Here is a 21,388-nt window from a genome sequence, read left to right as displayed (position 1 = left end):
GCCGACCCGGTTTGAGTGCACAGGAGGAAGCCAGCGTGTCCAGCAGCAGCCCGGACGAGCGGACGCTCGTACTGATCAAGCCCGACGCGGTGCGCCGTGGTCTGGTGGGCGAGATCCTGTCCCGTTTCGAGCGCAAGGGCCTGCGGATCGACGCGCTGGTGAGCCGGACCATGGACGGCGACTTCGCCGACCAGCACTACGCCGAGCACGTCGACAAGCCGTTCTACCCGCCGCTGAAGACGTTCATGACCGGCGGCCCGCTGGTGGCGCTGGTGCTCTCCGGCGACCAGGTGATCGAGGTGGTCCGGGGCATGATCGGCAGCACCGACGGCCGCAAGGCCGCCGCCGGGACCATCCGCGGCGACCTGTCCCTGTCGAACCGGGAGAACCTGGTGCACGCCTCCGACTCGACGGACAGCGCCAAGCGCGAGATCGCTCTCTGGTTCCCCGAGCTGGGCTGACCGACCTCCCGAGGGCCCCGGCTCCCCGCGTGGGACCGGGGCCGCCGTCCGTTCAGCGGCCGACCCGGGTCAGCTTGTCCGGGTTGCCGACCAGGTAGAGGCTGGTGATCCGGCCGTCGGCGGCCGCTACACCGAGGGTGTACCGGACCCCGGACGGCCAGGTCAGCAGCAACGCCGGCGCACCGTTGAGTTCCACCGGAACGGCCCGGACGCCGGGGCGGCGACGGTGGTAGACGCCGGCGAAGAAACGGGCGATCCGGTCCGCGCCGTACACCGGTCTGCGCGCCGCGCGGATTCGCCCGCCGCCGTCGGACCACGCGGTGGCGTCGGTCGCGACCAGCTCGGTCAGCCGGACCAGGTCGCCGTCGCGGGCGGCGGCGAGGAAGGCGTCGAGCAGCCGGCGCTGCTCGGCCGGGCCGGCGGTGAAGCGCCGCCGGTCCCCGGCGAGCCGGGCCGTCGCGCGGTGGTGCAGTTGCCGGCAGTCCGCCGCCGACCGGTCCAGGATGTCGCCGATCTCCGCGTACGGCAGCGCGAATGCGGTGTGCAGCACGTAGACCGCCCGCTCCGGCGGGGTGAGCCGTTCCATCAGGTGCAGCAGGGCGGTGGAGACGGTCTCCCGCAGCTCGGCGGTCTCCAGCGGGCCGAACGGCGACTCCTCGGTGGGCACCGGCTCGGGCAGCCACGGCCCGACGTACGTCTCCCGGTCGGCCCGGCGGGCGCGCAGCCGGTCCAGCGCCAGCCGGGTCACCACCCGCGACAGGTAGCGGCGTGGCTCGGCCACCGCCCCCCGGTCGACGTCGAGCCAGCGCAGGTACGCCTCCTGGAGCACGTCCTCGGCGTCGTGCAGGCTGCCCAGCAGCCGGTAGGCCAGCCCGAGCAGCATCGGCCGGTGCGCGGTGAGCGCACCGGCCGCCTCCGCCGCGCCGGTGGAGGTCACACCTCGCGCGGTGGCTGGGTCCGGCTGCTGACCACGATCCGGTTCCACACGTTGATTGTCGCGATCGCGACGACGAGGTCGGCCAGCTCCTTCTCCGACCAGACCTTCGCGGCGGCGTCCCACACCTCGTCGGGCACGCCGTGCTCGCCGAGCCGGGTGACCGCGTCGGTCAGCGCCAGCGCGGCGCGCTCCCGCTCGTCGAAGAACGACGGGGCCTCCCGCCAGGCGGCGAGGACGAAGAGCCGCCGGCTGTCCTCCTCGGCCGCCAGCGCCTCGCGGGTGTGCATGTCCACGCAGAACGCGCAGCCGTTGATCATCGACGCGCGGATCTTCACCAGCTTCAGCACGGTGTGGTCCAGGTTGCCCCGGATGTAGGTCTCCAACCCGCTCACCAGGCGGTACGCCTCCGGGGCCACCGCCATCATGTTGATCCGGCTCATCGCCGCCTCCCTCGTGTCGTCGGTTCACCCGCACGACGGATCAGCACCCGTCCGGCGTGACGGCGCGACGGTGTGACACCGGTCATGCGAGGTGTTAAGCGGGGCCCCCTCCTCTACCGGAGGCGTTAACCGGGGGCCCCGCCTTACTCGAAGGCGGGGCGGGGGGTGGGGCGGGTAAGCTTGGACGCACAGGCGACGACCCGGCCATCACCGGTGAGCCTCCGGAAGAACGGCCGGGCAACCGGCCCAGTAGAACCGGACGGGACGGCCCGTCACAGCCGACCAACGAGCGGGCGGTCGATCCTGACCGTCAAGCGGGGTGGTACCGCGGACCACCCGGGAGCGCCGTCGAGGCGTACCCCCGGACGGTTCGTCCTCGCAGACCCACCGACGAGTGAGCTGCGCGAGGAGAGCGACACCCGATGGCCTATCCGTTGCACGACCCGACCGGCGCCGGCGTCCCGGCGAGCCCGGACCTGCCCGCGGTCGAGCGCGGGGTGCTGGAGCACTGGACCGCCGACAAGACCTTCGAGGCGAGCCTGGAAGCCCGCCCCGCCGGAGACGACGGCAAGAACGAGTACGTCTTCTACGACGGCCCGCCGTTCGCCAACGGCCTGCCGCACTACGGCCACCTCTTCACCGGCTACGTCAAGGACGTGGTGCCGCGCTACCAGACCATGCGCGGGCGGCACGTGGAGCGGCGGTTCGGCTGGGACTGCCACGGGCTGCCGGCCGAGGTGGTGGCCGAGAAGCAGCTCGGCATCACCACCAAGGCGGAGATCCTCGACCTCGGCGTGGCCCGGTTCAACGACGCCTGCCGCGCCAGCGTGCTGGAGTTCACCCAGGACTGGGAGCGCTACGTCACCCGGCAGGCCCGCTGGGTCGACTTCGCCAACGACTACAAGACGCTCGACCTGGACTACATGGAAAGCGTCATGTGGGCCTTCAAGACCCTGCACGACAAGGGCCTGGTCTACGAGGGCTTCCGGGTGCTGGCCTACTGCTGGCGGTGCGAGACCCCGCTGTCCAACACCGAGACCCGGATGGACGACGTCTACCGGGACCGGCACGACCCGACACTCACCGTGTGGTTCGAGCTGACCGCGGACGAGAGCGCGCCGGAGCCGCTGCGCGGGCCGGTCAGGCTGGGCGTCTGGACCACCACGCCGTGGACGCTGCCGTCGAACCTGGCGCTCGCCGTCGGCCCGGACATCGAGTACGCGGTGCTGGACCGCGACGGCGAGCGGTACGTGGTCGGCGCGGCGCGCCTCGGCGCGTACGCCAAGGAGCTGGAGGGGTACGAGCAGGTCGGCACCGTGCACGGCCGGGACCTGGTCGGGCGCCGCTACACGCCGCTCTACGACTTCCTGGTCGAGCCGGCCGGGCCGAACGCCTACCAGGTGCTCGGCGCGGAGTTCGTGACCACCGAGGACGGCACCGGGATCGTCCACCTGGCGCCCGCGTTCGGCGAGGACGACCAGAACACCTGCAACGCGGCAGGCATCCCGACCGTGGTCACCGTGGACGACCACACCCGGTTCACCGCGCTGGTCCCGCCGTACCAGGGCGAGCAGGTCTTCGACGTGAACAAGCCGGTGATCCGGGAGCTGAAGGAGCGGGGGGTGGTGCTGCGGCAGGACGTCTACACGCACTCGTACCCGCACTGCTGGCGCTGCGACACCCCGCTGGTCTACAAGGCGGTGTCGTCGTGGTTCGTCGCGGTGACGCAGTTCCGGGACCGGATGGTCGAGCTGAACCAGGAGATCAACTGGACGCCGGGGCACATCAAGGACGGCTCGTTCGGCAAGTGGCTGGCCAACGCGCGGGACTGGTCGATCAGCCGGAACCGGTTCTGGGGCTCGCCGATCCCGGTGTGGCGCTCCGACGACCCGAACCACCCGCGGATCGACGTCTACGGGTCGCTCGACGAGATCGAGCGGGACTTCGGCGTACGCCTGACCGACCTGCACCGGCCGGCGGTGGACGACCTGGTCCGCCCCAACCCGGACGACCCGACGGGCAAGGCGATGATGCGCCGGGTGCCGGAGGTGCTGGACTGCTGGTTCGAGTCTGGCTCGATGCCGTTCGCCCAGGTGCACTACCCGTTCGAGAACCGCGACTGGTTCGAGCACCACTACCCGGGTGACTTTATCGTCGAGTACATCGGGCAGACCCGCGGCTGGTTCTACACCATGCACGTGCTGGCCACCGCGCTGTTCGACAGGCCGGCGTTCCGCAACTGCCTGAGCCACGGCATCCTGCTCGGCTCGGACGGGCGCAAGATGTCCAAGAGCCTGAAGAACTATCCGGACGTCTACCACGTCTTCGACTCCTACGGGTCGGACGCGATGCGGTGGATGCTGATGTCCTCGCCGGTGCTGCGTGGCGGCGACATGGCGGTCACCGAGACGCTGATCCGGGACGCGGTGCGCCAGGTGCTGCTGCCGCTGTGGAACGTCTGGTACTTCTTCACGCTCTACGCCAACGCGGACGGCTACACCGCGCGTCGGCGCACCGACTCGACGAACGTCCTCGACAGGTACGTGCTGGCGAAGACGAACGAGCTGGTGGCGACCGTCGGCGCGCAGATGGACGCGTACGACATCTCCGGCGCCTGCGCGACCGTCCGGTCCTACCTGGACGCGCTGACCAACTGGTACGTGCGCCGCTCGCGGGACCGGTTCTGGGCCGGCGACGCGGACGCGTTCGACACGCTCTGGACCGTGCTGGAGACGCTCTGCCGGGTGGTGGCGCCGCTGGCGCCGCTGACCGCCGAGGAGATCTGGCGCGGGCTGACCGGTGAGCGGTCGGTGCACCTGACCGACTGGCCGGCCGCCGAGGAGTTCCCGGCCGACCACGAGTTGGTCTCCGCGATGGACAACGTCCGGGCGGTCGCCTCGGCCGCGCTGTCGCTGCGCAAGGCGAAGGGCCTGCGGGTCCGGCTGCCGCTGGCGAAGCTGACCGTGGCGTCGCCGGTGGCCGACCAGCTCCGGCCGTTCGCCGACCTGGTCGCCGACGAGGTGAACGTGAAGGAGGTCGTGCTCGCCGGCGACGTGGAGAGCTACTGCCAGCAGGTGCTGACCGTGGTGCCGCGGGCGCTCGGCCCGCGCGTCGGCAAGGCGGTCCAGCAGGTGATCAAGGCGGTCAGGGCGGGGGAGTGGGAGCTCGTCGACGGCGCCCCGGTCGCCGCCGGGGTCACCCTGGCCGAGGGCGAGTACGAGCTGCGCCTCATCGCCGCCGACGCCGAGCACTCCGCGCCGCTGCCCGGCGGCGAGGGCGTGGTCGTGCTGGACACCGAGGTCACCCCGGAACTGGCCGCCGAAGGGCTGGCGCGGGACGTGGTCCGGGTGGTGCAGCAGGCCCGACGGGACGCCGACCTGGACGTCTCGGACCGGATCACGGTGGCGGTCTCGGCCTCCGAGGAGGTGCGCGCGGCGGTCGCCGCGTTCCGTGACTTCGTGGCGCGGGAGGTGCTGGCGGAGAGCATCGACTTCACCGAGGGCCTCGACGGTTTCGCCGGCGAGGCCGGCGACGGCGAGCGCGTGGTGGTCGCCGTCCGCCGGGTGTAAGGCGGGGCCCCTTCTTAACGCATTCGGTAGAGGAGGGGCCCCCGCTTGACCGGGCGTACCGAGCGGGTGGACTGCGGGCCACCCGCTCGGCCTCCGGTGGCGGCGTCGGCTACCGTGACAGCGCCTGTTTCGCGTACGACCGCCGGAGGACCCGTGCCCCTGCTCTACACCATCGGCAAGCTCACCGTGGCGCCCGCGCTCCGGTTGGCCTTCCGGCCGCACGCGGAGGGGTTGGAGCACATCCCGGCGACCGGCGGCGCGATCTTCGCGGGCAACCACCTCTCCGTCGCCGACGAGCTGCTGCTCGGCACCGTGGTCCCGCGGCACCTGGCGTTCTGGGCCAAGTCGGAATACTTCAACGGCACCGGGGTCAAGGGCGGCTTCTCCAAGTTCGTGCTCACCGGGCTGGGCGCCATCCCGGTCGAGCGGGGCGGCGGGCGGGCGGCGCTGTCCGCGTTCGACGCCGCGATCCCCGTGCTCAAGGCCGGTGACCTGGTCGCCGTCTACCCGGAGGGCACCCGGTCGCCGGACGGGCGGCTCTACCGTGGCCGCACCGGCGCGACCCGGCTGGCGGTCGCCGCCGGCGTCCCGATCATCCCGGTCGGCGTGACCGGCACCGACAAGGCCCAGCCGATCGGGACCCGGGTGCCCCGACCGGGCCGGGCGAAGATCACCATCAAGTTCGGCAAGCCGCTGGACTTCACCGGCCGGCCCGACGACCGGTCGTCGCTGCGGGCCATGACCGACGAGCTGATGGCCGAGATCCAGAAGCTCACCGGCCAGGAGTACGTGCCCCGCTACGCCCCGAAGCGCAGCGAGGAGCCGCCGGCCTGACCGGCCCGCTCAGGACTGCTTCGGGACCACCACCTGCTGGCGCAGGTCGTTCAGCAGTCGACCGCTGTCGTCCACCGACAGCCGGGTGAACACGCCGGTCGCGAGGCTGCCGTGGTCCACCGAGGTGCACACCACCACCGCGTCGCCGTCCGCGCGGCCCACCGCGCAGCGCTCGTACCGGCCGCGTACGCCGGTGTCCACGGTCACCGAGGGTTGCAACGCGTAGTCGTCGGTGAGCCGCTTCAGCTCGGCCTCGGCGTCGGACTCCGGGGTGAAACGGAAGCCGGTGCTGCCGAAGAGCGTCACCCGCTTGCCGTCGTCCGTGCCGTAGATGCCGGCGAACGTGTCCTCGGCGAGCCAGTCCGCCTGGCGTATCCCGCTCTTCAGGTCCTCGGCCGTCGACTGGCTGCCCTGGTCCTGGCGCAGCCGCATCGAGTCGAGCTGGTCCGGGAGGGTGGCGCTGGCCGGGTACTGGCTGGACAGCGGCTGGATCCACCAGAGCGGTACGCCGCAGCAGCACGCCACGCTGAGCAGCAGCACCCAGGGCCAGCGCCGCCGACGGCGGACCGGCACCGGCACGTACCCCTTGGGAGCCTGCCATCCCAGCGGCGGCGCGGCCGGCGGCGCGGGCCGGCCCCGGCGCTGCTTCGGCGGCCGGGCCTGCTTCGGCGGTGGGGACACCGGGCGGCTGGCCGGCGGGCCCGGATACGGCGGTGACACCGGCCGGGCGGCCGGTGGGGCCGGGTAGGGCGGGGTCCGCGCGGGCGGTGGGGTCGGGTACGGCGGGGTCTGCGCGGGTGGCGACACCGGTCGGGCGGCGGGCGGTGACGCCGGGTGAGCCGGCCACGGCGCGGTGTAGGGCATCGTCGGCGGCAGCGCCGGAAGCTCGACGGAGTGCAGGTCCCAGCCGGTGGTGTCCACGCCCGCCCACGGGTCGACCGGGGTGGCGTGCTCGGGGGAACCGGCCGGCGGCACCGGCGTGGGCTCGGCCGACTCGCCCCAGGAACGCCGGCGCGACGGCGGCGGCGGGACCGCGGCCGAGCCGCTCCACCGCGGCGCGTCGTCGACCCGGGTGGGATTCGGCGGGTTCGGGCCGCCCTCGACCTTCGTCCGGTCCGGCGCGTGCTCGATCTTCGTCCGGTCCGGTCCGTGCTCGATCTTCATCCGGTCCGGCGCGTCCTCGGCCCGGGCGGAGTGCGGCGCGTCCTCGACCCGGGTGGGGTCCGGCGTGTGCCCGACCCGGGCGGGGTTCGGGACCGGCGTCGCGCGGCCGGACACGGCGGCCGAGCCCCGGGCCCGAACGGCCGGCACGGGCGGGGTGTCGTCGGCGTCGGACGGCTCGTCAGCGGTCTCCGGGGCGGGTGTTCCGGCCGGGCCCGGCGGGGTCGCTCCGGTCTCGCCCGGGGTGGCCGTCGCGGTCTCCGGCCGGGCGTCCGGCGGCTCGGGGCGGGCGTCGCCCGTCTCCGCCGGCGCGGTGGCGTCGACCGGCACGTCGGAGCCCTCGCCGTCGACAGGCTGCGGCGTGGCGTCGACCGGCTGGCCGGACCCCTCGCCGTCGACAGGCTGCGGCGTGGCGTCGACCGGCTGGCCGGAGCCCTCGGCGTCGACGGGCTTCGGCGCGGGCGGCGTCGGCTCGGCGACGGCCCGCTCCTCGGCACCCTCGGCCGGCCGGTCCGCCCCCGGCTGCGGCTGCGACATCGCGGCAATCTCCTCTCGCGCCCGTTGCGAGGTTAGTACCGCCCCGCCACCCCCGCCGAATCCCGACCGCCCCACCCGGCCGGATGATCAAGGAGTTGGCGTCGGCCGGGGGCGCGGTTCGAGGCGTCGACTCCTTGGTCGTCGGCGACGTGGCGCGGGAATGGTGCCGGTGGGGCAGGGGCAGCCGGGGCACCGCGTACCCTTGGGCATCATGAGTGCCCCGTCCACGACCCCACGTCCTCCCGCCGCCAACTCGGTGTGGCCCCGGCTGGAGCCGTTGCTGCCCCAGGTGACCAAGCCCATCCAGTACGTGGGTGGCGAGCTGGGCGCGGTCGTCAAGGACTGGGACGCCGCCACCGTCCGGTGGGCGCTGATGTATCCGGACGCCTACGAGGTGGGCCTGCCGAACCAGGGCGTGCAGATCCTCTACGAGGTGCTCAACGAGCTGCCCGACGTGCTCGCCGAGCGGACGTACGCGGTCTGGCCGGACCTGGAGCGCCTGATGCGCGAGCACGGCGTGCCGCAGTTCACCGTCGACGCGCACCGCCCGGTGCGCGACTTCGACGTGTTCGGCGTCTCGTTCTCCACCGAGCTGGGCTACACCAACCTGCTCACCGCGATCGACCTGGCCGGCATTCCGCTGCTCGCCGCCGACCGCACCGACGCCGACCCGGTGATCGTGGCCGGCGGGCACGCCGCGTTCAACCCGGAGCCGATCGCCGACTTCGTCGACGCCGCGGTGCTCGGTGACGGCGAGGAGGCGGTGCTGGAGATCACCGCCATCGTCCGGGAGTGGAAGGCCGAGGGCTCGCCCGGTGGCCGGGACGAGCTGCTGCTGCGGCTCGCCCGCACCGAGAGCGTCTACGTGCCGCGCTTCTACGACGTCGACTACCTGCCCGACGGCCGGATCCAGCGGGTCGTGCCCAACCGGGCGGACGTGCCGTTCCGGGTGCACAAGCGCACGACCATGGACCTGGACGCCTGGCCGTACCCGAAGAAGCCCCTGGTCCCGCTCGCCGAGACGGTCCACGAGCGGTACGCGGTGGAGATCTTCCGGGGCTGCACGCGCGGCTGCCGGTTCTGCCAGGCCGGCATGATCACCCGTCCGGTGCGGGAGCGCTCGATCACCACCGTCGGCCAGATGGTGCAGCAGGGCCTGGAGTTCTCCGGCTTCCACGAGGTGGGCCTGCTGTCGCTGTCGTCGGCCGACCACTCCGAGATCGGCGACATGTGCTCCGGCCTGGCCGAGCAGTACGCGGGCACCAACGTCTCGCTGTCGCTGCCGTCGACCCGGGTGGACGCGTTCAACATCGACCTCGCCCAGGAGCTGTCCCGCAACGGGCGGCGGACCGGTCTGACGTTCGCCCCGGAGGGCGGCTCGGAGCGGATCCGCAAGGTGATCAACAAGATGGTGTCGAAGGAAGACCTCATCCGCACCGTCGTCACCGCATACTCCAACGGCTGGCGGCAGGTGAAGCTCTACTTCATGTGCGGCCTGCCCACCGAGACCGACTCCGACGTCCTGGAGATCGCCGACATGGCGCACGAGGTGATCCGGGCCGGCCGGGCGGCCACCGGGTCCAAGGACATCCGCTGCACGGTCTCCATCGGCGGGTTCGTGCCCAAGCCGCACACCCCGTTCCAGTGGGCCTCGATGGCCACCCCCGAGGTCATCGACAACCGGCTCAAGCTGCTCAAGCAGGCGATCAACAGCGACCGTTCGCTGGGCCGGGCGATCGGCTTCCGCTACCACGACGGCGAGCCGTCGCTGATCGAGGGCCTGCTGTCCCGGGGTGACCGCCGGGTCGGCGCGGTGATCCGCAAGGTCTGGGAGAACGGCGGCCGGTTCGACGGCTGGAGCGAGCACTTCTCCTACCAGCGCTGGGTGGAGGCCGCCGCCGAGACGCTGCCGGCGTACGGGGTGGACCTCGACTGGTACACCACTCGCGAGCGCGAGGAGTTGGAGGTCCTGCCCTGGGACCACCTCGACTCCGGCCTGGACAAGGACTGGCTCTGGCAGGACTGGCAGGACTCGCTGTCGGAGTACGAGCAGGACGACTGCCGCTGGACGCCCTGCTTCGACTGCGGCGTCTGCCCGTCCATGGACACCGAGATCCAGATCGGCCCGACCGGCCGCAAGCTGCTGCCGCTGACGCCGGTCGGCGGGTTGAAGCAGCCCGCCGCCGCCCAGGGCTGAGCGCGCACCACGTCCGACGGAGCGCGGGAACCGGACGGTTCCCGCGCTCCGTCGCGTTTCCCGCCGACCGTCCCGCCCGCCGGGGCGGGGGTGCCCCGACTGGAGCTTCCTCGATACGCTGCGTCCGTATTGGACCGGCCCTCGGGCCGGCAGCGGGGAGGACAGCATGGGCATCAAGCCGCCGGACACCGGCGATCTGCACGTCAGCGTCGAGGACCTGGACGCCGCCGCGGAATACGTCGAGCGCCTCAAGCAGTACGTCGACGACACCATCGGCTACGAGATGGAACGCATCAAGGAGCGGATGAAGGGCGACAGCGCCAACGCGCAGGCGGTGCCGAACGGCACCCCGTTCGGCGCGTACGAGGACGCCCGGATGCAGTGGGCGGCGCTGACCACGTCCACGGCCAACATGGAGGCCCACCTGAAGGAGATCTCCCGGAGGTTGGCCGGCCTCAAGCAGGGCACCGAGGACATCGCGAAGGCGTTCCGCGACGCGGAGGCCCGCAACGCCGCCAACGGCAAGCAGATCGAGCGGCTGCTGGAGTCCGCGGCGCCGCCGCCGGAGGCCGGGCAGCAGCCCACCTACCCGTACACGGCCTGAGGGGAGACGGTCATGGCTGGAGGCACCTGGGAGCGCGCGGTGCGTGAGGTCACGCTGTCGGCCGACCCGGAGACCGTCGGGTCGGTGGGCGCGGGCTGGAGCAACCTCTCCACCGCGCTGGGCTACCTGCGCGACTCGCTCGTCGGGCGCTCGTTCGTCGGCCCGATCGCGCCCGGCCAGGAGCGCCCGCACAGCGGCGGCCTGCCCGGCCTGCTGGCCGGCTGGAAGGGCAGCGGCGGGGACGCCTACCGCGAGCACCTGGGCGGCATCGGCAAGGACATCGAGGAGCTGATCACGCACGCCAGCGGCGTCAGCGGGGCGCTGTCGCGGATCGAGGGCGACATCCGCACCGCGGTCGCCAGCATCCCGATCCCGTTGATGGACGACTTCGGCTGGAACGAGTGGAGCCTGCCCGGCGGCACCGAGCTGGACGACGCCCGCGACGGGGAGAGCCAGTCGGGCTTCCTCGCCTCGCTGCGCCGCGACTACGGGCAGCACCCGGAGCTGTACGCCGACGGCGCGTTCCGCGACAAGGCCGACGACCTCGAGGCGACCATGAAGGTCGACGGCAACGCCAGCGACCAGAAGCGTGGCGGCTGGTGGGACACCAAGTCGCATCTGGACAACTGGTACCGGGACAACCAGCAGGCGGCCAACACGGCGATGTCGCCGCTGCCCACGGCGGTGGAGACCGAGCGCCCCAAGCTGGCGGTGCCGCGACCGAACACCAGCGTCGACGACTTCCGCCCGGACACCCGTACCCCGCCCTCCGGCCTGCCGGACACCAGCCTGCCGGGCGGTGGCGGGGGCGGTGGTGGTGGCGGCGGGGGCAAGATGCCCTCGCTCGGCAGCACCGGGATCGGCGGCGGTGGTGGCGGGGGTGGCGGCGGCTCGTTCACGCCCCCGCCGACCCTCGACGGCGGCGACTTCGGCGGTGGCGGGTCCGGCGGCCCCGGCTCGTACGTCCCGCCGGTCACCGGCGGCGGGCCCGGCTCGGGCAGCGGCTACCCGGGCTCCGGCGGCCACGACTACGGCACCGGCCTGGCCGGCGCCGGCGGGCCGGGCACCATCACGGCCGGCGGGCCGGGCAGCGGCTTCGGCGGCGGTGCCGGCGGGCTGGGCACGGCCGGCGCGGGCGGCGGTTTCGGCGGCGGCGGGGCCGGCCTCGGCTCCGCCGGCGGAATCGGTGGCGGCGGTCTCGGCGCGGCCGGCGGGATGGGCGTGGGCGCGCTGCCCGGCATGGTGGGCGGCGGCAACGGCAAGGTCCCGCCGCTGACCAGCGCGGCCAACGCGGTGCGCGGCGCCACCGGCGCGGGCGGTGCGGGCGCCGGTGGCGCCCGTGGCGGGATGGCCGGCGCCGGGATGGCGGGCGGCGGCATGATGGGCGGCCACGGCGGCGCCGGGCACGGCGGCGGCGGTGGCGAGCACTCGTCGTGGTTGACTGAGGACGACGATCCGTGGGGTTCCGGTGACGCTGGGTCCCCGGGCATCCTGCGATGAGGACGGACGGATGAGGGTGTACGTCGGTGCGCTCCGGCCGGTGGTGGCCGGGCTGGTGGCCGGTCTGACGGTGCTGGGGGCCGCGCAGCCGGCGGTCGCCGCGCCGCGCCGGGCCGAGCAGTGGTACCTGGACGAGCTGCGGATCGACCGGGCACACCAGATCTCCACCGGTCGGGGTGTCGTGGTGGGGCTGGTGGACACCGGCGTCGAGGCCGACCACCCGGACCTGCGCGGCCGGGTGCTGCGCGGGGCCAGCACCCGGGACACCGGCGACGGCCGGCGCGACCCGGACGGCCACGGCACCCACATGGCCGGGATCATCGCGGCCAACGGCGCCGGAGTGGAGGGCATCGCGCCGGACGCTCGGATCCTGCCGATCCGGAAGCCGCCCGGCGACTCGTTCACCGTGCAGGATTCCGCGACCGGCATCCGGATGGCAGTCGACGGCGGCGCCAAGGTGATCAACCTGTCCTACGGCGGCACGGGCGCCGTCGACGAGGGCGAGGTGGCCGCCGTTCGATACGCGCTGGAACGCGACGTGGTCGTGGTGGCCGGCGCCGGAAACGTCCGGCAGCTCGGCCCGGACATCGCCGCGCCCGCCAAGTTTCCCGGAGTGATCGCGGTGACCGGCACCAGCCGGGGCGGTGGCTTCTGGAGCGGCTCGGCGCAGGGCCCGGAGGCGGTGGTCTCCGCGCCGGCGGACGAGGTCTACAACATCGGCCGGAACCGGGGTTACGGCTGGGGCGACGGCACCTCCGACTCCAGTGCCATCGTGTCCGGCGTCGCGGCGCTGATCCGCTCGAAGTACCCGAAGCTCTCCGCGCCCGACGTGATCAACCGGATCATCCGCACCGCCCGGGACGCCGGGCCGCCCGGCCGCGACTCCCGCTACGGCTTCGGTCGGATCGACCCGGTGGCGGCGCTCACCGCCGACGTCCCGTCGGTGTCGGCGAACCCGCTGCTCGGCGGCGCCACCGCCGCGCCGGGCACGTCCGCGCCGGCGGCCGCCGCCGGCGAGGACGACAACTTCGACGTGACCAAGTACGGCGACCGGGGCGGCCCGACCGACCAGCAGGTGATGGTGGTCGGCATCGGGATCGCGGTGGCGCTGGTGGTGCTGCTGGCGTTGGTGGGGTTCCTGGTCTGGAACCGGCGCCGGCACCGCCGCGAGCTGGCTCGGGCCGGCGACATCCCGGACGAGGTGCTCGACCGGATGGACGCCGACGGGCACGGCCCGCCGGTCCCGGCCGGCCACGCCCCGCCGGGCTCGTACCCCCAGCCGGGCTCATACCCCCGGCCGGGCTCATACCCCCGGCCGGGACCGGGCGGTTATCCGCCCCCCGCGCCCGGCACCGGCCCCTACGCGCCACCACCCGGGCCCCGGAACCCGTCGGGCGACGAGCGTCCCTGACCACCAGCGGTCGATCACGGGATCGGCGGGTCGCGCGGAGATCGACTCCGCCGCCGACCTCGTGGTCACCCGCGTGCACCGGCCGGACCGCCCGCCCCCGGTCGCGGGCCGTGGCCGTGGCTGCGCCAGGATGGGTCGGACACGCAGGCACATCCGAGGAGCTCACGATCGCCAGAAAGCCTCAACCCGAGGGCGGCCAGGCACCCGTCGTCCAGCGGGTCCGCATCCGGTACGCCAAGCGTGGGCCGCTGCGGTTCACCTCGCACCGGGACTTCGCCCGGGCCTTCGAGCGCGCGCTGCGCCGGGCCGGCGTGCCGATCGCCTTCTCCCAGGGTTTCACCCCACACCCCAAGATTTCGTACGCCTCGGCGGCGCCGACCGGCGTGGCCAGCGAGGCCGAGTACCTGGAGATCGGCCTGCGTGAGCCGGTCGACCCGGAGCAGCTCCGGGCGGCCCTGGACGCCGCGCTCTCGCCGGGGCTCGACGTGCTCGACGCGGTCCAGGCCACCGGCGGCAGCCTGGCCGACCGGATCGAGGCGTCGCGCTGGCGCATCGAGCTGCCCGAGGTCGACCCGGAGGTGCTGCGGGCGGCCGTGGCGGCCTTCACGGCCGCCGAGGAGATCCAGGTCGAGCGGATGACCAAGCAGGGTCGGCGCACCTTCGACACCCGCAGCGCCGTGATGGCCATCGATGCGGCGGCGCCGGCTGAGACGCCTTCCCAAGCGGCGGCCGTACCGTGTGCGATACTCGAACTGGTCGTGCGGCAGGTCACCCCGTCCGTACGACCCGATGACGTCCTTTCCGGCCTCCGCGTGGTGGCCGACCTGGAGCCGCCGGTCACCCCGAAGGTGATCCGGCTGGCGCAGGGCACGCTGACCGCGCAGGGCGAGATCGTCGATCCGTTGGACGCGGATCGCGACGGGGCAGCCATCGGAGGGCACTGACCGGACGGTCAGCGCTCTGGCAGGCAGACTTCGGCGGTCGCGCTCCCGCGCGCCCGGCGGAAACACCTTTGCGGCAACCCTGCGTGGCAGCGCTCAACCGCGCCCGGGGCAGCCAGAACTGGAGAACGTCCATGCTCGAGAACGAGCCCGAGGGCGGCGAACGGACCGGCGCGGAGCCGGCCGACGCGACCGCCGCCGACAGCACCGCCGGCACCGCCGAGGCGAAGCCACCGGCCCGCAAGCGGGCCACCCGCCGCAAGGCCGCGCCGCTCAACCAGCCGGAGCAGACCGACGCGCCGGTCGAGGCGCCCGCCGTGGCGACCGGCAGCGGCGAGTCGCCGCAGGCCGAGGTGTTCGCACCGGTGGCGGGGGAGTTGGACACCGCGCCGAAGACCACCCGCCGGCGTCGCAAGGCGACCCCGGCGAAGGCGGTCGAGGAGCCGGTGGCCGTCGCCGGGGTGGAGGCCACCTCGGACGAGGTGGTGCCGCCGGTCAAGGTGACCCGGACCCGCCGCCGCAAGGCCACGCCGCCCGCTGCCGAGGCGGTCGCCGAGTCGCCGACCGAGGCCCCCGCCGAGGCGGCCGGGCCGGCGGTGGAGCCGCGCGCCGACGCCGTGCTCGACGGGCCGGCGGTGGAGCCGTCCGCCGCGTCGCGCTCGGACGCCGTGGTCGACGGGCCGGTCTCGGTGCCCGGCGGCGCCGGCGAGATCGCCGAGGGGCGCGCGCCGCTCGACGAGGACGAGGACGAGAACCCCGACGCGGTGGGCGAGGACGCCGTCGACGAGCCCACCCCGGCCGAGGTCGCCGCGCCGACGCGGCGCACCCGTCGGCGTACCGCCGGGGGCGAGGACGCCGCCCCGCGGCACACCGACGAGGCCGACCTGGCCCGGGCCGGTGGGTTGGCCGACGCCTCCGGCGCGGTGTCCACGGGCGCCGCGGTGCCGGGCGCCGCGGACGAGCCGGCGGCCGAGGAGCGGCCGACCACCGGCCGCCGCCGGCGGGCCGCGCTCTCCGCGCCGACCGTCCTGTTCATGCCCCCGCAGCCGGAGGAGGCCCCGGACGTCCGGGTCACCTACCCGGTGGCCGAGGAGACCGCGGAGGAGCCGGCCGAGACCGGTCGCCGCCGTCGTCGTGGCCGTCGCGAGCCGGAGCCGGTCGAGGCCGAGGTCGAGACGGTCGAGGAGGAGCCGGCCGCCGAGGCCGAGGAGACCGAGACCGACGAGGACGACGAGACGGCCGAGGGCCGGCGGCGGCGGCGTCGCGGTCGCCGGGGCCGGGGTCGCGGCAAGGGCGGGGCCGACGACGCCGAGGACGAGGAGTCCGGTACGGCGGAGACCGCCGACGCCGAGGCCGAGGAGACCGCCGAGGACGAGGACACCGAGGGCGAGGGGATGACCCGTCGCCGCCGTCGCCGGCGCCGCCGGGGCGCGGGGGAGGCGGAGACCACCGCCGAGGACGGCGTGCCCACCGTCGTCAAGATCCGTGAGCCGCGCAAGGCTGTCGACGAGGTGCAGGGCGTCTCGGGGTCGACCCGGCTGGAGGCCAAGCGGCAGCGCCGCCGGGACGGCCGGGAGCAGCGGCGTACCCGGCCGCCGATCCTGAGCGAGTCGGAGTTCCTGGCCCGCCGCGAGGCGGTCGACCGGACGATGGTGGTGCGCCAGCGCGGCGACCGCACCCAGATCGCGGTGCTCGAGGACGGCGTGCTCGTCGAGCACTACGTGACCCGCAACTCGTCCGGCACCATGGCCGGCAACGTCTACCTGGGCAAGGTGCAGAACGTCCTGCCCAGCATGGAGGCGGCGTTCGTCGACATCGGGCGCGGCCGCAACGCCGTGCTGTACGCCGGCGAGGTCAACTGGGACGCCACCGGGCTGGAGGGACGGGCCCGCTCGATCGAGCAGGCGCTGCGCTCCGGCGACGCGGTGCTGGTGCAGGTCACCAAGGACCCGATCGGGCACAAGGGCGCGCGGCTGACCAGCCACGTCGCGCTCTCCGGCCGGCACCTGGTCTACGTGCCCAACGGCAACGCCTCCGGGATCAGCCGCAAGCTGCCGGACAACGAGCGCAAGCGGTTGCGCGACATCCTCAAGAAGCTGGTGCCGGACGGCGCCGGCGTGATCGTCCGGACCGCGGCCGAGGGCGCCAGCGAGGACGAGCTGGCCCGGGACGTCAAGCGGCTCCAGGCGCAGTGGGAGGACATCCAGGCCAAGGCGGCCGCCGGCGGCGCCCCGGTGCTGCTCTACGAGGAGCCGGACCTGGTCATCCGGGTGGTCCGGGACCTCTTCAACGAGGACTTCCGCGAGCTGGTGATCGAGGGCGAGTCGGCGTACGACGTGGTCGAGTCGTACCTGTCGCACGTGTCGCCGGACCTGGTGGCGCGGCTGCGCCGGCACGCCGGGACCAGCGACGTGTTCGCCGAGCACCGGATCGACGAGCAGATCCTCAAGGGGCTGGACCGGAAGGTCTTCCTGCCCTCGGGCGGCTCGCTGGTGATCGACCGGACCGAGGCGATGACCGTCGTCGACGTCAACACCGGCAAGTACACCGGCTCCGGCGGCAACCTGGAGGAGACGGTCACCCGCAACAACCTGGAGGCGGCCGAGGAGATCGTCCGCCAGCTCCGGCTGCGCGACCTGGGCGGCATCGTGGTGATCGACTTCATCGACATGGTGCTGGAGTCGAACCGGGAGCTGGTGCTGCGCCGGCTCACCGAGTGCCTGGGCCGGGACCGCACCAAGCACCAGGTCACCGAGATCACCTCGCTCGGCCTGGTGCAGATGACCCGCAAGCGGATCGGCGCGGGCCTGCTGGAGGCGTTCAGCGAGACCTGCGAGTGCTGCAAGGGCCGGGGTGTGGTCATCCACACCGAGCCGGTGCCGGAGAAGCCGCGCGCCGGTGGCGCCGGGGAGAAGGTCAAGGCGGTCGCCTCGGCGGTCGCGCCGGCCGAGGAGAAGGGCCGCCGCCGGGGTCGCAAGGCCGCCGCGGAGAAGCCCGCCCCGGAGGCCGCGACGGAGCCGTCGGCCGCCGCCGAGCCGGCCCGGACCGTGGCCGAGGTGGTCCAGACCCCGGACGACGACTACTACGACACCCAGGGTTACGACCTGTCCCGGTTCGCCGACACGTCGGCCGCGCCGGCGGTCGTGGACAGCCAGGAGGGCGACTCGGCCCGGCTGGCCGCCGCCGACGACCCGGACGCGCTCGGTGACGGCGAGGCCGACGACGAGGGCGGCGACGGTGGCACCCCGCGGCGGCGGTCCCGGCGCGGCGGCGCCCGGCGGCGTACCCGGCCGTGAGCCGCTGACCTGCGGGGCGTTTGACAGGGCCCCCGCTCCGGCAACAGAGTGCCGGGCAGGGGCCCTGCCGTTTCCCGTCTACCCCCGGTCGGGTCGGCTCGTCCCGGAGGGAGGAGACATGCGTCGGGTGTTCGCGGTCACCGCGTTGGCCGGGCTGCTGCTGGCCGGGGCGGGTTGTGCCCGCAACGACGATCCGTTCGCGGTGGGCTTCGCCTCACCGGCCCCGGCGGCCACGTCGCCCGCTCCGGCCCCGACCGCCACCGGCGACGCGGGCGTCTGCGCCCGGGCGAAGCAGTCCGGCTCGGCGACCGTGCAGACGTACGTGGCGAAGCTGGCGGAGATGCTGCGGGCCGGCGCGACCGGGGACCGGAGCACGGAGAAGGCCGCCCAGCGGGACGCGGAGACCGCGCTGGCGGGCTGGCGGGACGTGCTGCGGGAGCAGTCGGGCAAGGCCACCGACCCCGGACTGCGCACCCTCCTGGCGGACCTGTCGACCGAGGTGGGCAAGCTCGGCACCGACGTGCGGGCGATCGACGAGACGGAGTTCGACCGGCTCCAGCAGCGGCTGGACCAGCTCTGTCCGGCCTGACCGGCGGGCCCGGTTTGGGCGGCGGGCACCTGATGGCGTACGCTTGCCTGCGGCGCACTTTGGTGTGCCTAGTTCCCGCGTGCCCGCGCCGCCGGTGTCACGGCTCCCGGCGAGACGCCGTGGGAACGACCCGCCGGTGACGGTGGGTGAAGACGTCAGCAGCCTCAACGACAGGGAGTCCGCCTCCGATGTACGCGATCGTCAAGACCGGCGGCAAGCAGTACAAGGTCGCCGAGGGCGACGTGATCGAGGTCGAGAAGCTCACCGGCGCCCCCGGTGACGCGGTGAAGCTCACCGCGGTGCTCCTCGTCGACGGTGACGACCTGGTGACCGACGCGGCGAAGCTCGCCAAGGTCGCGGTGTCCGGCGAGATCGCCGCGCACACCAAGGGCCCGAAGATCCGGATCCACAAGTTCAAGAACAAGACCGGCTACCACAAGCGTCAGGGTCACCGGCAGCCGCTGACCCAGATCAAGGTGACCGGCATCTCCAACAGCGGGAAGTAGGTCGTCCTCCAATGGCTCACAAAAAGGGTGCGTCCAGCTCGCGCAACGGTCGTGACTCCGCGGCCCAGCGGCTCGGCGTGAAGCGCTTCGGTGGTCAGGTCGTCAGCGCGGGTGAGATCCTCATCCGTCAGCGTGGCACCAAGTTCCACCCCGGTGACCTGGTCGGCCGTGGCGGCGACGACACGCTGTTCGCGCTGTCGGCCGGTGCGGTCCAGTTCGGCACCAAGCGCGGTCGCAAGACCGTCAGCATCGTGCCGCAGCAGTAGTTCGAAGGCGAAGCGGGCCGCGGACCTCGGGTCCCGGCCCGCTTCGCCTTTCCACGTGCGGGGCGGATCCCCGCTGGAAGGATTGGCGTCGTGACGACGTTCGTTGACCGGGTCGTCCTGCACATGCAGGCCGGCGACGGGGGGCACGGCTGTGTCTCCATCCACCGGGAGAAGTTCAAGCCCTTCGGTGGCCCGGACGGCGGCAACGGCGGCCACGGGGGCAGCGTGTCGCTGGTGGTCGACCCGCAGGTCACCACGCTGCTCGACTTCCACTTCCGGCCGCACCTGAAGGCGGAGAACGGCAAGGGCGGGGCCGGCTCGAACCGGGACGGCGGCAACGGCCGCGATCTGGTGATCAAGGTCCCGAACGGCACCGTGGTGCAGAGCCTCGACGGTGAGGTGCTGGCCGACCTGGTCGGCGTGGGCACCACGTTCGAGGCGGCCCGGGGCGGCCGGGGCGGCCGGGGCAACGCCTCGCTGGCCAACGCCCGTCGCAAGGCGCCGGGCTTCGCCGAGCTGGGTGAGCCGGGCGACAAGCTCGACGTGGTGCTGGAGCTGAAGAGCGTCGCCGACGTCGGCCTGGTCGGCTTCCCGTCCGCCGGCAAGTCGTCGCTGATCTCGGTGATCTCCGCCGCCAAGCCGAAGATCGCCGACTACCCGTTCACCACGCTGGTGCCGAACCTGGGCGTGGTCCGGGTGGACAACCACACGTTCACCGTCGCCGACGTGCCCGGCCTGATCCCGGGCGCGGCCACCGGCAAGGGTCTGGGCCTGGAGTTCCTCCGCCACGTCGAGCGCTGCGCCGTGCTGGTGCACGTGGTCGACACCGCGACGCTGGAGCCGGGTCGGGACCCGCTCGCCGACATCGACGCCATCGAGTCGGAGCTGACCCAGTACGGCGGGCTGGCCGACCGGCCCCGGCTGGTCGCGCTGAACAAGGTCGACGTGCCGGACGGCAAGGACCTGGCCGACATCGTGCGCCCCGACCTGGAGGCGCGCGGCTTCCGCGTGTTCGACGTCTCCAGCGCCACCCGGGAGGGGCTGCGCGAGCTGACGTTCGCGATGGCCCAGCTCGTCGACGAGGGCCGCCGGGCCGCCCCGCCGGCCGAGCCGACCCGGATCGTGATCCGCCCGAAGGCGGTCGACGACGCCGGCTTCACCATCGAGGCCGAGGAGGACGGCTCCTACACGGTCCGTGGCAGCCGGCCGGAGCGCTGGGTGAAGCAGACCAACTTCGACAACGACGAGGCGGTGGGCTACCTGGCCGACCGGCTGGCCCGCCTCGGTGTCGAGGAGAAGCTGGCGAAGGCCGGCGCGCAGGCCGGTGACCTGGTGCGGATCGGCGAGCGGGAGTTCGACTGGCAGCCGACGCTCTACGCCGGCGTCGACTTCGTCCCCGGCAACCGGGGCACGGACCTGCGGCTGGAGGACAAGTCGACGCGTCCCCGGGCCGCCGACCGGCTGGAGGCCCGCAAGGCCCGCCGGCGTCGCCCGGAGGACGAGATCGAGGGCGCGCCCGCGTCCCCGGCGGACGACCTGGACGACCCGGACGACGATTAGTTCGGCTCCGTCCGTGTTGGGGACGTTGGCCGGAAACCTCCGCGAAATCCGGCCGACCTAGCGTGGCCGGATGCTGATCGAATCCCGGCCCGCCACCGATCCGGAGATCGCCACGCTCGTCGTCGCCCAGCAGCGTGAGCTGCGGGACGCCGACGGCGGCCTGGACGGTCAGGTGACCGTGGTGCACGCCGACATCCACTACCTGGCGGCCGTGGTCGGCGGCCGGGCGGTCGGCTGCGGCGGCCTCCAGGCGCTCGACACCGACACCGGTGAGCTGAAGCGGATGTACGTCCGCCCGGCGTTCCGGGGCCGGGGGATCGCGCGGCAGTTGCTGCTCGCGCTGGAGGAACTGGCCTTCCGGCAGGGGCACCGCACGGTGTGCCTGGAGACCGGCACCTACCTGCCGGCGGCGATCGGGCTCTACCGGTCCGCCGGTTACCGGCCCGTCCCGGTCTACGGCGAGTACGTGGACAACCCGTACAGCGTCTGCTTCGCCAAGCGCCTGCCGGTGGCGGCGTAAGGAGGGGCCCCTTCTTGACGCCTGAGGTCGAGAAGGGGCCCCTTCTCACACCCCGCTCG

General features: G+C 73.6%; 17 protein-coding genes. 14 read left to right on the top strand and 3 right to left on the bottom strand.

Going from position 1 to position 21,388, the window contains the following annotated elements:
- Positions 1-35: 35 nt before the first annotated feature.
- The gene (ndk, locus tag ACIA5A_RS14380) at positions 36-461 is read left to right on the top strand and encodes a nucleoside-diphosphate kinase (protein WP_278104076.1); all 426 of its coding nucleotides are present in this window, start codon (positions 36-38) and stop codon (positions 459-461) included.
- Positions 462-513: 52 nt separating this feature from the next.
- Here the strand turns inward: ndk and ACIA5A_RS14375 are convergent, their stop codons facing one another.
- Positions 514-1,398 carry an RNA polymerase sigma-70 factor gene (locus ACIA5A_RS14375; protein WP_396761180.1) on the bottom strand — a complete coding sequence of 295 codons (885 nt, stop codon included), beginning with the start codon at positions 1,396-1,398 and terminating at the stop codon, positions 514-516.
- Positions 1,395-1,838, bottom strand: coding sequence for a carboxymuconolactone decarboxylase family protein (locus ACIA5A_RS14370; RefSeq protein WP_396761177.1), 444 nt, complete (start codon positions 1,836-1,838; stop codon positions 1,395-1,397). Before ACIA5A_RS14370 ends, ACIA5A_RS14375 begins: the two co-directional genes overlap by 4 nt.
- 422 nt (positions 1,839-2,260) lie before the next feature.
- On the opposite strand from ACIA5A_RS14370, the gene ileS reads away from it, so the two are divergent.
- Both ileS and ACIA5A_RS14360 read left to right on the top strand, forming a co-directional pair.
- A complete protein-coding gene (gene ileS, locus ACIA5A_RS14365) occupies positions 2,261-5,407 on the top strand; it encodes an isoleucine--tRNA ligase (RefSeq protein ID WP_396761174.1) in 3,147 nt (1,048 codons plus the stop codon).
- Positions 5,408-5,560: 153 nt separating this feature from the next.
- A complete protein-coding gene (locus ACIA5A_RS14360; RefSeq protein WP_269690340.1) occupies positions 5,561-6,241 on the top strand; it encodes a 1-acyl-sn-glycerol-3-phosphate acyltransferase in 681 nt (226 codons plus the stop codon).
- A 9-nt stretch (positions 6,242-6,250) separates the two neighbouring features.
- On the opposite strand, the gene ACIA5A_RS14355 is transcribed toward ACIA5A_RS14360, so the two are convergent.
- The gene (locus ACIA5A_RS14355) at positions 6,251-7,939 is read right to left on the bottom strand and encodes a hypothetical protein (protein ID WP_396761171.1); all 1,689 of its coding nucleotides are present in this window, start codon (positions 7,937-7,939) and stop codon (positions 6,251-6,253) included.
- A 211-nt stretch (positions 7,940-8,150) separates the two neighbouring features.
- Between ACIA5A_RS14355 and ACIA5A_RS14350 the strand changes: the two genes are divergently transcribed.
- The 11 genes from ACIA5A_RS14350 to ACIA5A_RS14300 all read left to right on the top strand — a co-directional run bounded on the left by ACIA5A_RS14350 (position 8,151) and on the right by ACIA5A_RS14300 (position 21,329).
- Positions 8,151-10,136 (top strand): TIGR03960 family B12-binding radical SAM protein, encoded by a 1,986-nt coding sequence (locus tag ACIA5A_RS14350; RefSeq protein WP_396761168.1) that lies wholly within the window; start codon positions 8,151-8,153, stop codon positions 10,134-10,136.
- 166 nt (positions 10,137-10,302) lie between these two features.
- Positions 10,303-10,740, top strand: a complete 438-nt coding sequence (locus ACIA5A_RS14345) for a hypothetical protein (RefSeq protein ID WP_396761165.1) — start codon at positions 10,303-10,305, stop codon at positions 10,738-10,740.
- A gap of 12 nt (positions 10,741-10,752) precedes the next feature.
- Positions 10,753-12,240, top strand: a complete 1,488-nt coding sequence (locus ACIA5A_RS14340) for a hypothetical protein (protein ID WP_396761162.1) — start codon at positions 10,753-10,755, stop codon at positions 12,238-12,240.
- A 10-nt stretch (positions 12,241-12,250) separates the two neighbouring features.
- Positions 12,251-13,651: a type VII secretion-associated serine protease mycosin gene (gene mycP / locus ACIA5A_RS14335; RefSeq protein ID WP_396761159.1), complete on the top strand. Its 1,401-nt coding sequence runs from the start codon at positions 12,251-12,253 to the stop codon at positions 13,649-13,651.
- 224 nt (positions 13,652-13,875) lie between these two features.
- Positions 13,876-14,595 (top strand): TIGR03936 family radical SAM-associated protein, encoded by a 720-nt coding sequence (locus tag ACIA5A_RS14330; protein ID WP_396761218.1) that lies wholly within the window; start codon positions 13,876-13,878, stop codon positions 14,593-14,595.
- A 131-nt stretch (positions 14,596-14,726) separates the two neighbouring features.
- On the top strand, positions 14,727-17,888 hold the full coding sequence (locus ACIA5A_RS14325; RefSeq protein WP_396761156.1) for an Rne/Rng family ribonuclease: 3,162 nt from the start codon (positions 14,727-14,729) through the stop codon (positions 17,886-17,888).
- Between the two features lie 118 nt (positions 17,889-18,006).
- A complete protein-coding gene (locus tag ACIA5A_RS14320; RefSeq protein ID WP_396761153.1) occupies positions 18,007-18,477 on the top strand; it encodes a hypothetical protein in 471 nt (156 codons plus the stop codon).
- Between the two features lie 188 nt (positions 18,478-18,665).
- Positions 18,666-18,983, top strand: a complete 318-nt coding sequence (rplU, locus tag ACIA5A_RS14315; RefSeq protein ID WP_091072401.1) for a 50S ribosomal protein L21 — start codon at positions 18,666-18,668, stop codon at positions 18,981-18,983.
- A gap of 11 nt (positions 18,984-18,994) precedes the next feature.
- Entirely contained in the window at positions 18,995-19,249 is a 255-nt protein-coding gene (gene rpmA, locus ACIA5A_RS14310) for a 50S ribosomal protein L27 (RefSeq protein ID WP_088960747.1), read from the top strand.
- 90 nt (positions 19,250-19,339) lie between these two features.
- Entirely contained in the window at positions 19,340-20,809 is a 1,470-nt protein-coding gene (gene obgE, locus ACIA5A_RS14305) for a GTPase ObgE (protein ID WP_396761148.1), read from the top strand.
- 70 nt (positions 20,810-20,879) lie between these two features.
- Positions 20,880-21,329 (top strand): GNAT family N-acetyltransferase, encoded by a 450-nt coding sequence (locus ACIA5A_RS14300; RefSeq protein ID WP_396761146.1) that lies wholly within the window; start codon positions 20,880-20,882, stop codon positions 21,327-21,329.
- Positions 21,330-21,388: the final 59 nt, after the last annotated feature.

Source organism: Micromonospora sp. NPDC051300 (assembly GCF_044455315.1).
Lineage (GTDB): Bacteria > Actinomycetota > Actinomycetes > Mycobacteriales > Micromonosporaceae > Micromonospora > Micromonospora robiginosa.
Note: the sequence above shows the minus strand (reverse complement) of the source record. Positions and strands in the feature narration are given on the sequence as shown.

Excerpts from the sequence above, each read along its gene's own strand:
- ileS (WP_396761174.1), top strand. The coding sequence starts at position 2,261 with ATGGCCTATCCGTTGCACGACCCGACCGGCGCCGGCGTCCCGGCGAGC.
- mycP (WP_396761159.1), top strand. The coding sequence starts at position 12,251 with ATGAGGGTGTACGTCGGTGCGCTCCGGCCGGTGGTGGCCGGGCTGGTG.
- ACIA5A_RS14300 (WP_396761146.1), top strand. The coding sequence starts at position 20,880 with ATGCTGATCGAATCCCGGCCCGCCACCGATCCGGAGATCGCCACGCTC.
- rpmA (WP_088960747.1), top strand. The coding sequence starts at position 18,995 with ATGGCTCACAAAAAGGGTGCGTCCAGCTCGCGCAACGGTCGTGACTCC.
- ACIA5A_RS14370 (WP_396761177.1), bottom strand. The coding sequence starts at position 1,838 with ATGAGCCGGATCAACATGATGGCGGTGGCCCCGGAGGCGTACCGCCTG.
- ACIA5A_RS14320 (WP_396761153.1), top strand. The coding sequence starts at position 18,007 with ATGCGTCGGGTGTTCGCGGTCACCGCGTTGGCCGGGCTGCTGCTGGCC.
- ACIA5A_RS14340 (WP_396761162.1), top strand. The coding sequence starts at position 10,753 with ATGGCTGGAGGCACCTGGGAGCGCGCGGTGCGTGAGGTCACGCTGTCG.
- rplU (WP_091072401.1), top strand. The coding sequence starts at position 18,666 with ATGTACGCGATCGTCAAGACCGGCGGCAAGCAGTACAAGGTCGCCGAG.
- ACIA5A_RS14325 (WP_396761156.1), top strand. The coding sequence starts at position 14,727 with ATGCTCGAGAACGAGCCCGAGGGCGGCGAACGGACCGGCGCGGAGCCG.
- ACIA5A_RS14350 (WP_396761168.1), top strand. The coding sequence starts at position 8,151 with ATGAGTGCCCCGTCCACGACCCCACGTCCTCCCGCCGCCAACTCGGTG.
- ACIA5A_RS14355 (WP_396761171.1), bottom strand. The coding sequence starts at position 7,939 with ATGTCGCAGCCGCAGCCGGGGGCGGACCGGCCGGCCGAGGGTGCCGAG.
- ACIA5A_RS14345 (WP_396761165.1), top strand. The coding sequence starts at position 10,303 with ATGGGCATCAAGCCGCCGGACACCGGCGATCTGCACGTCAGCGTCGAG.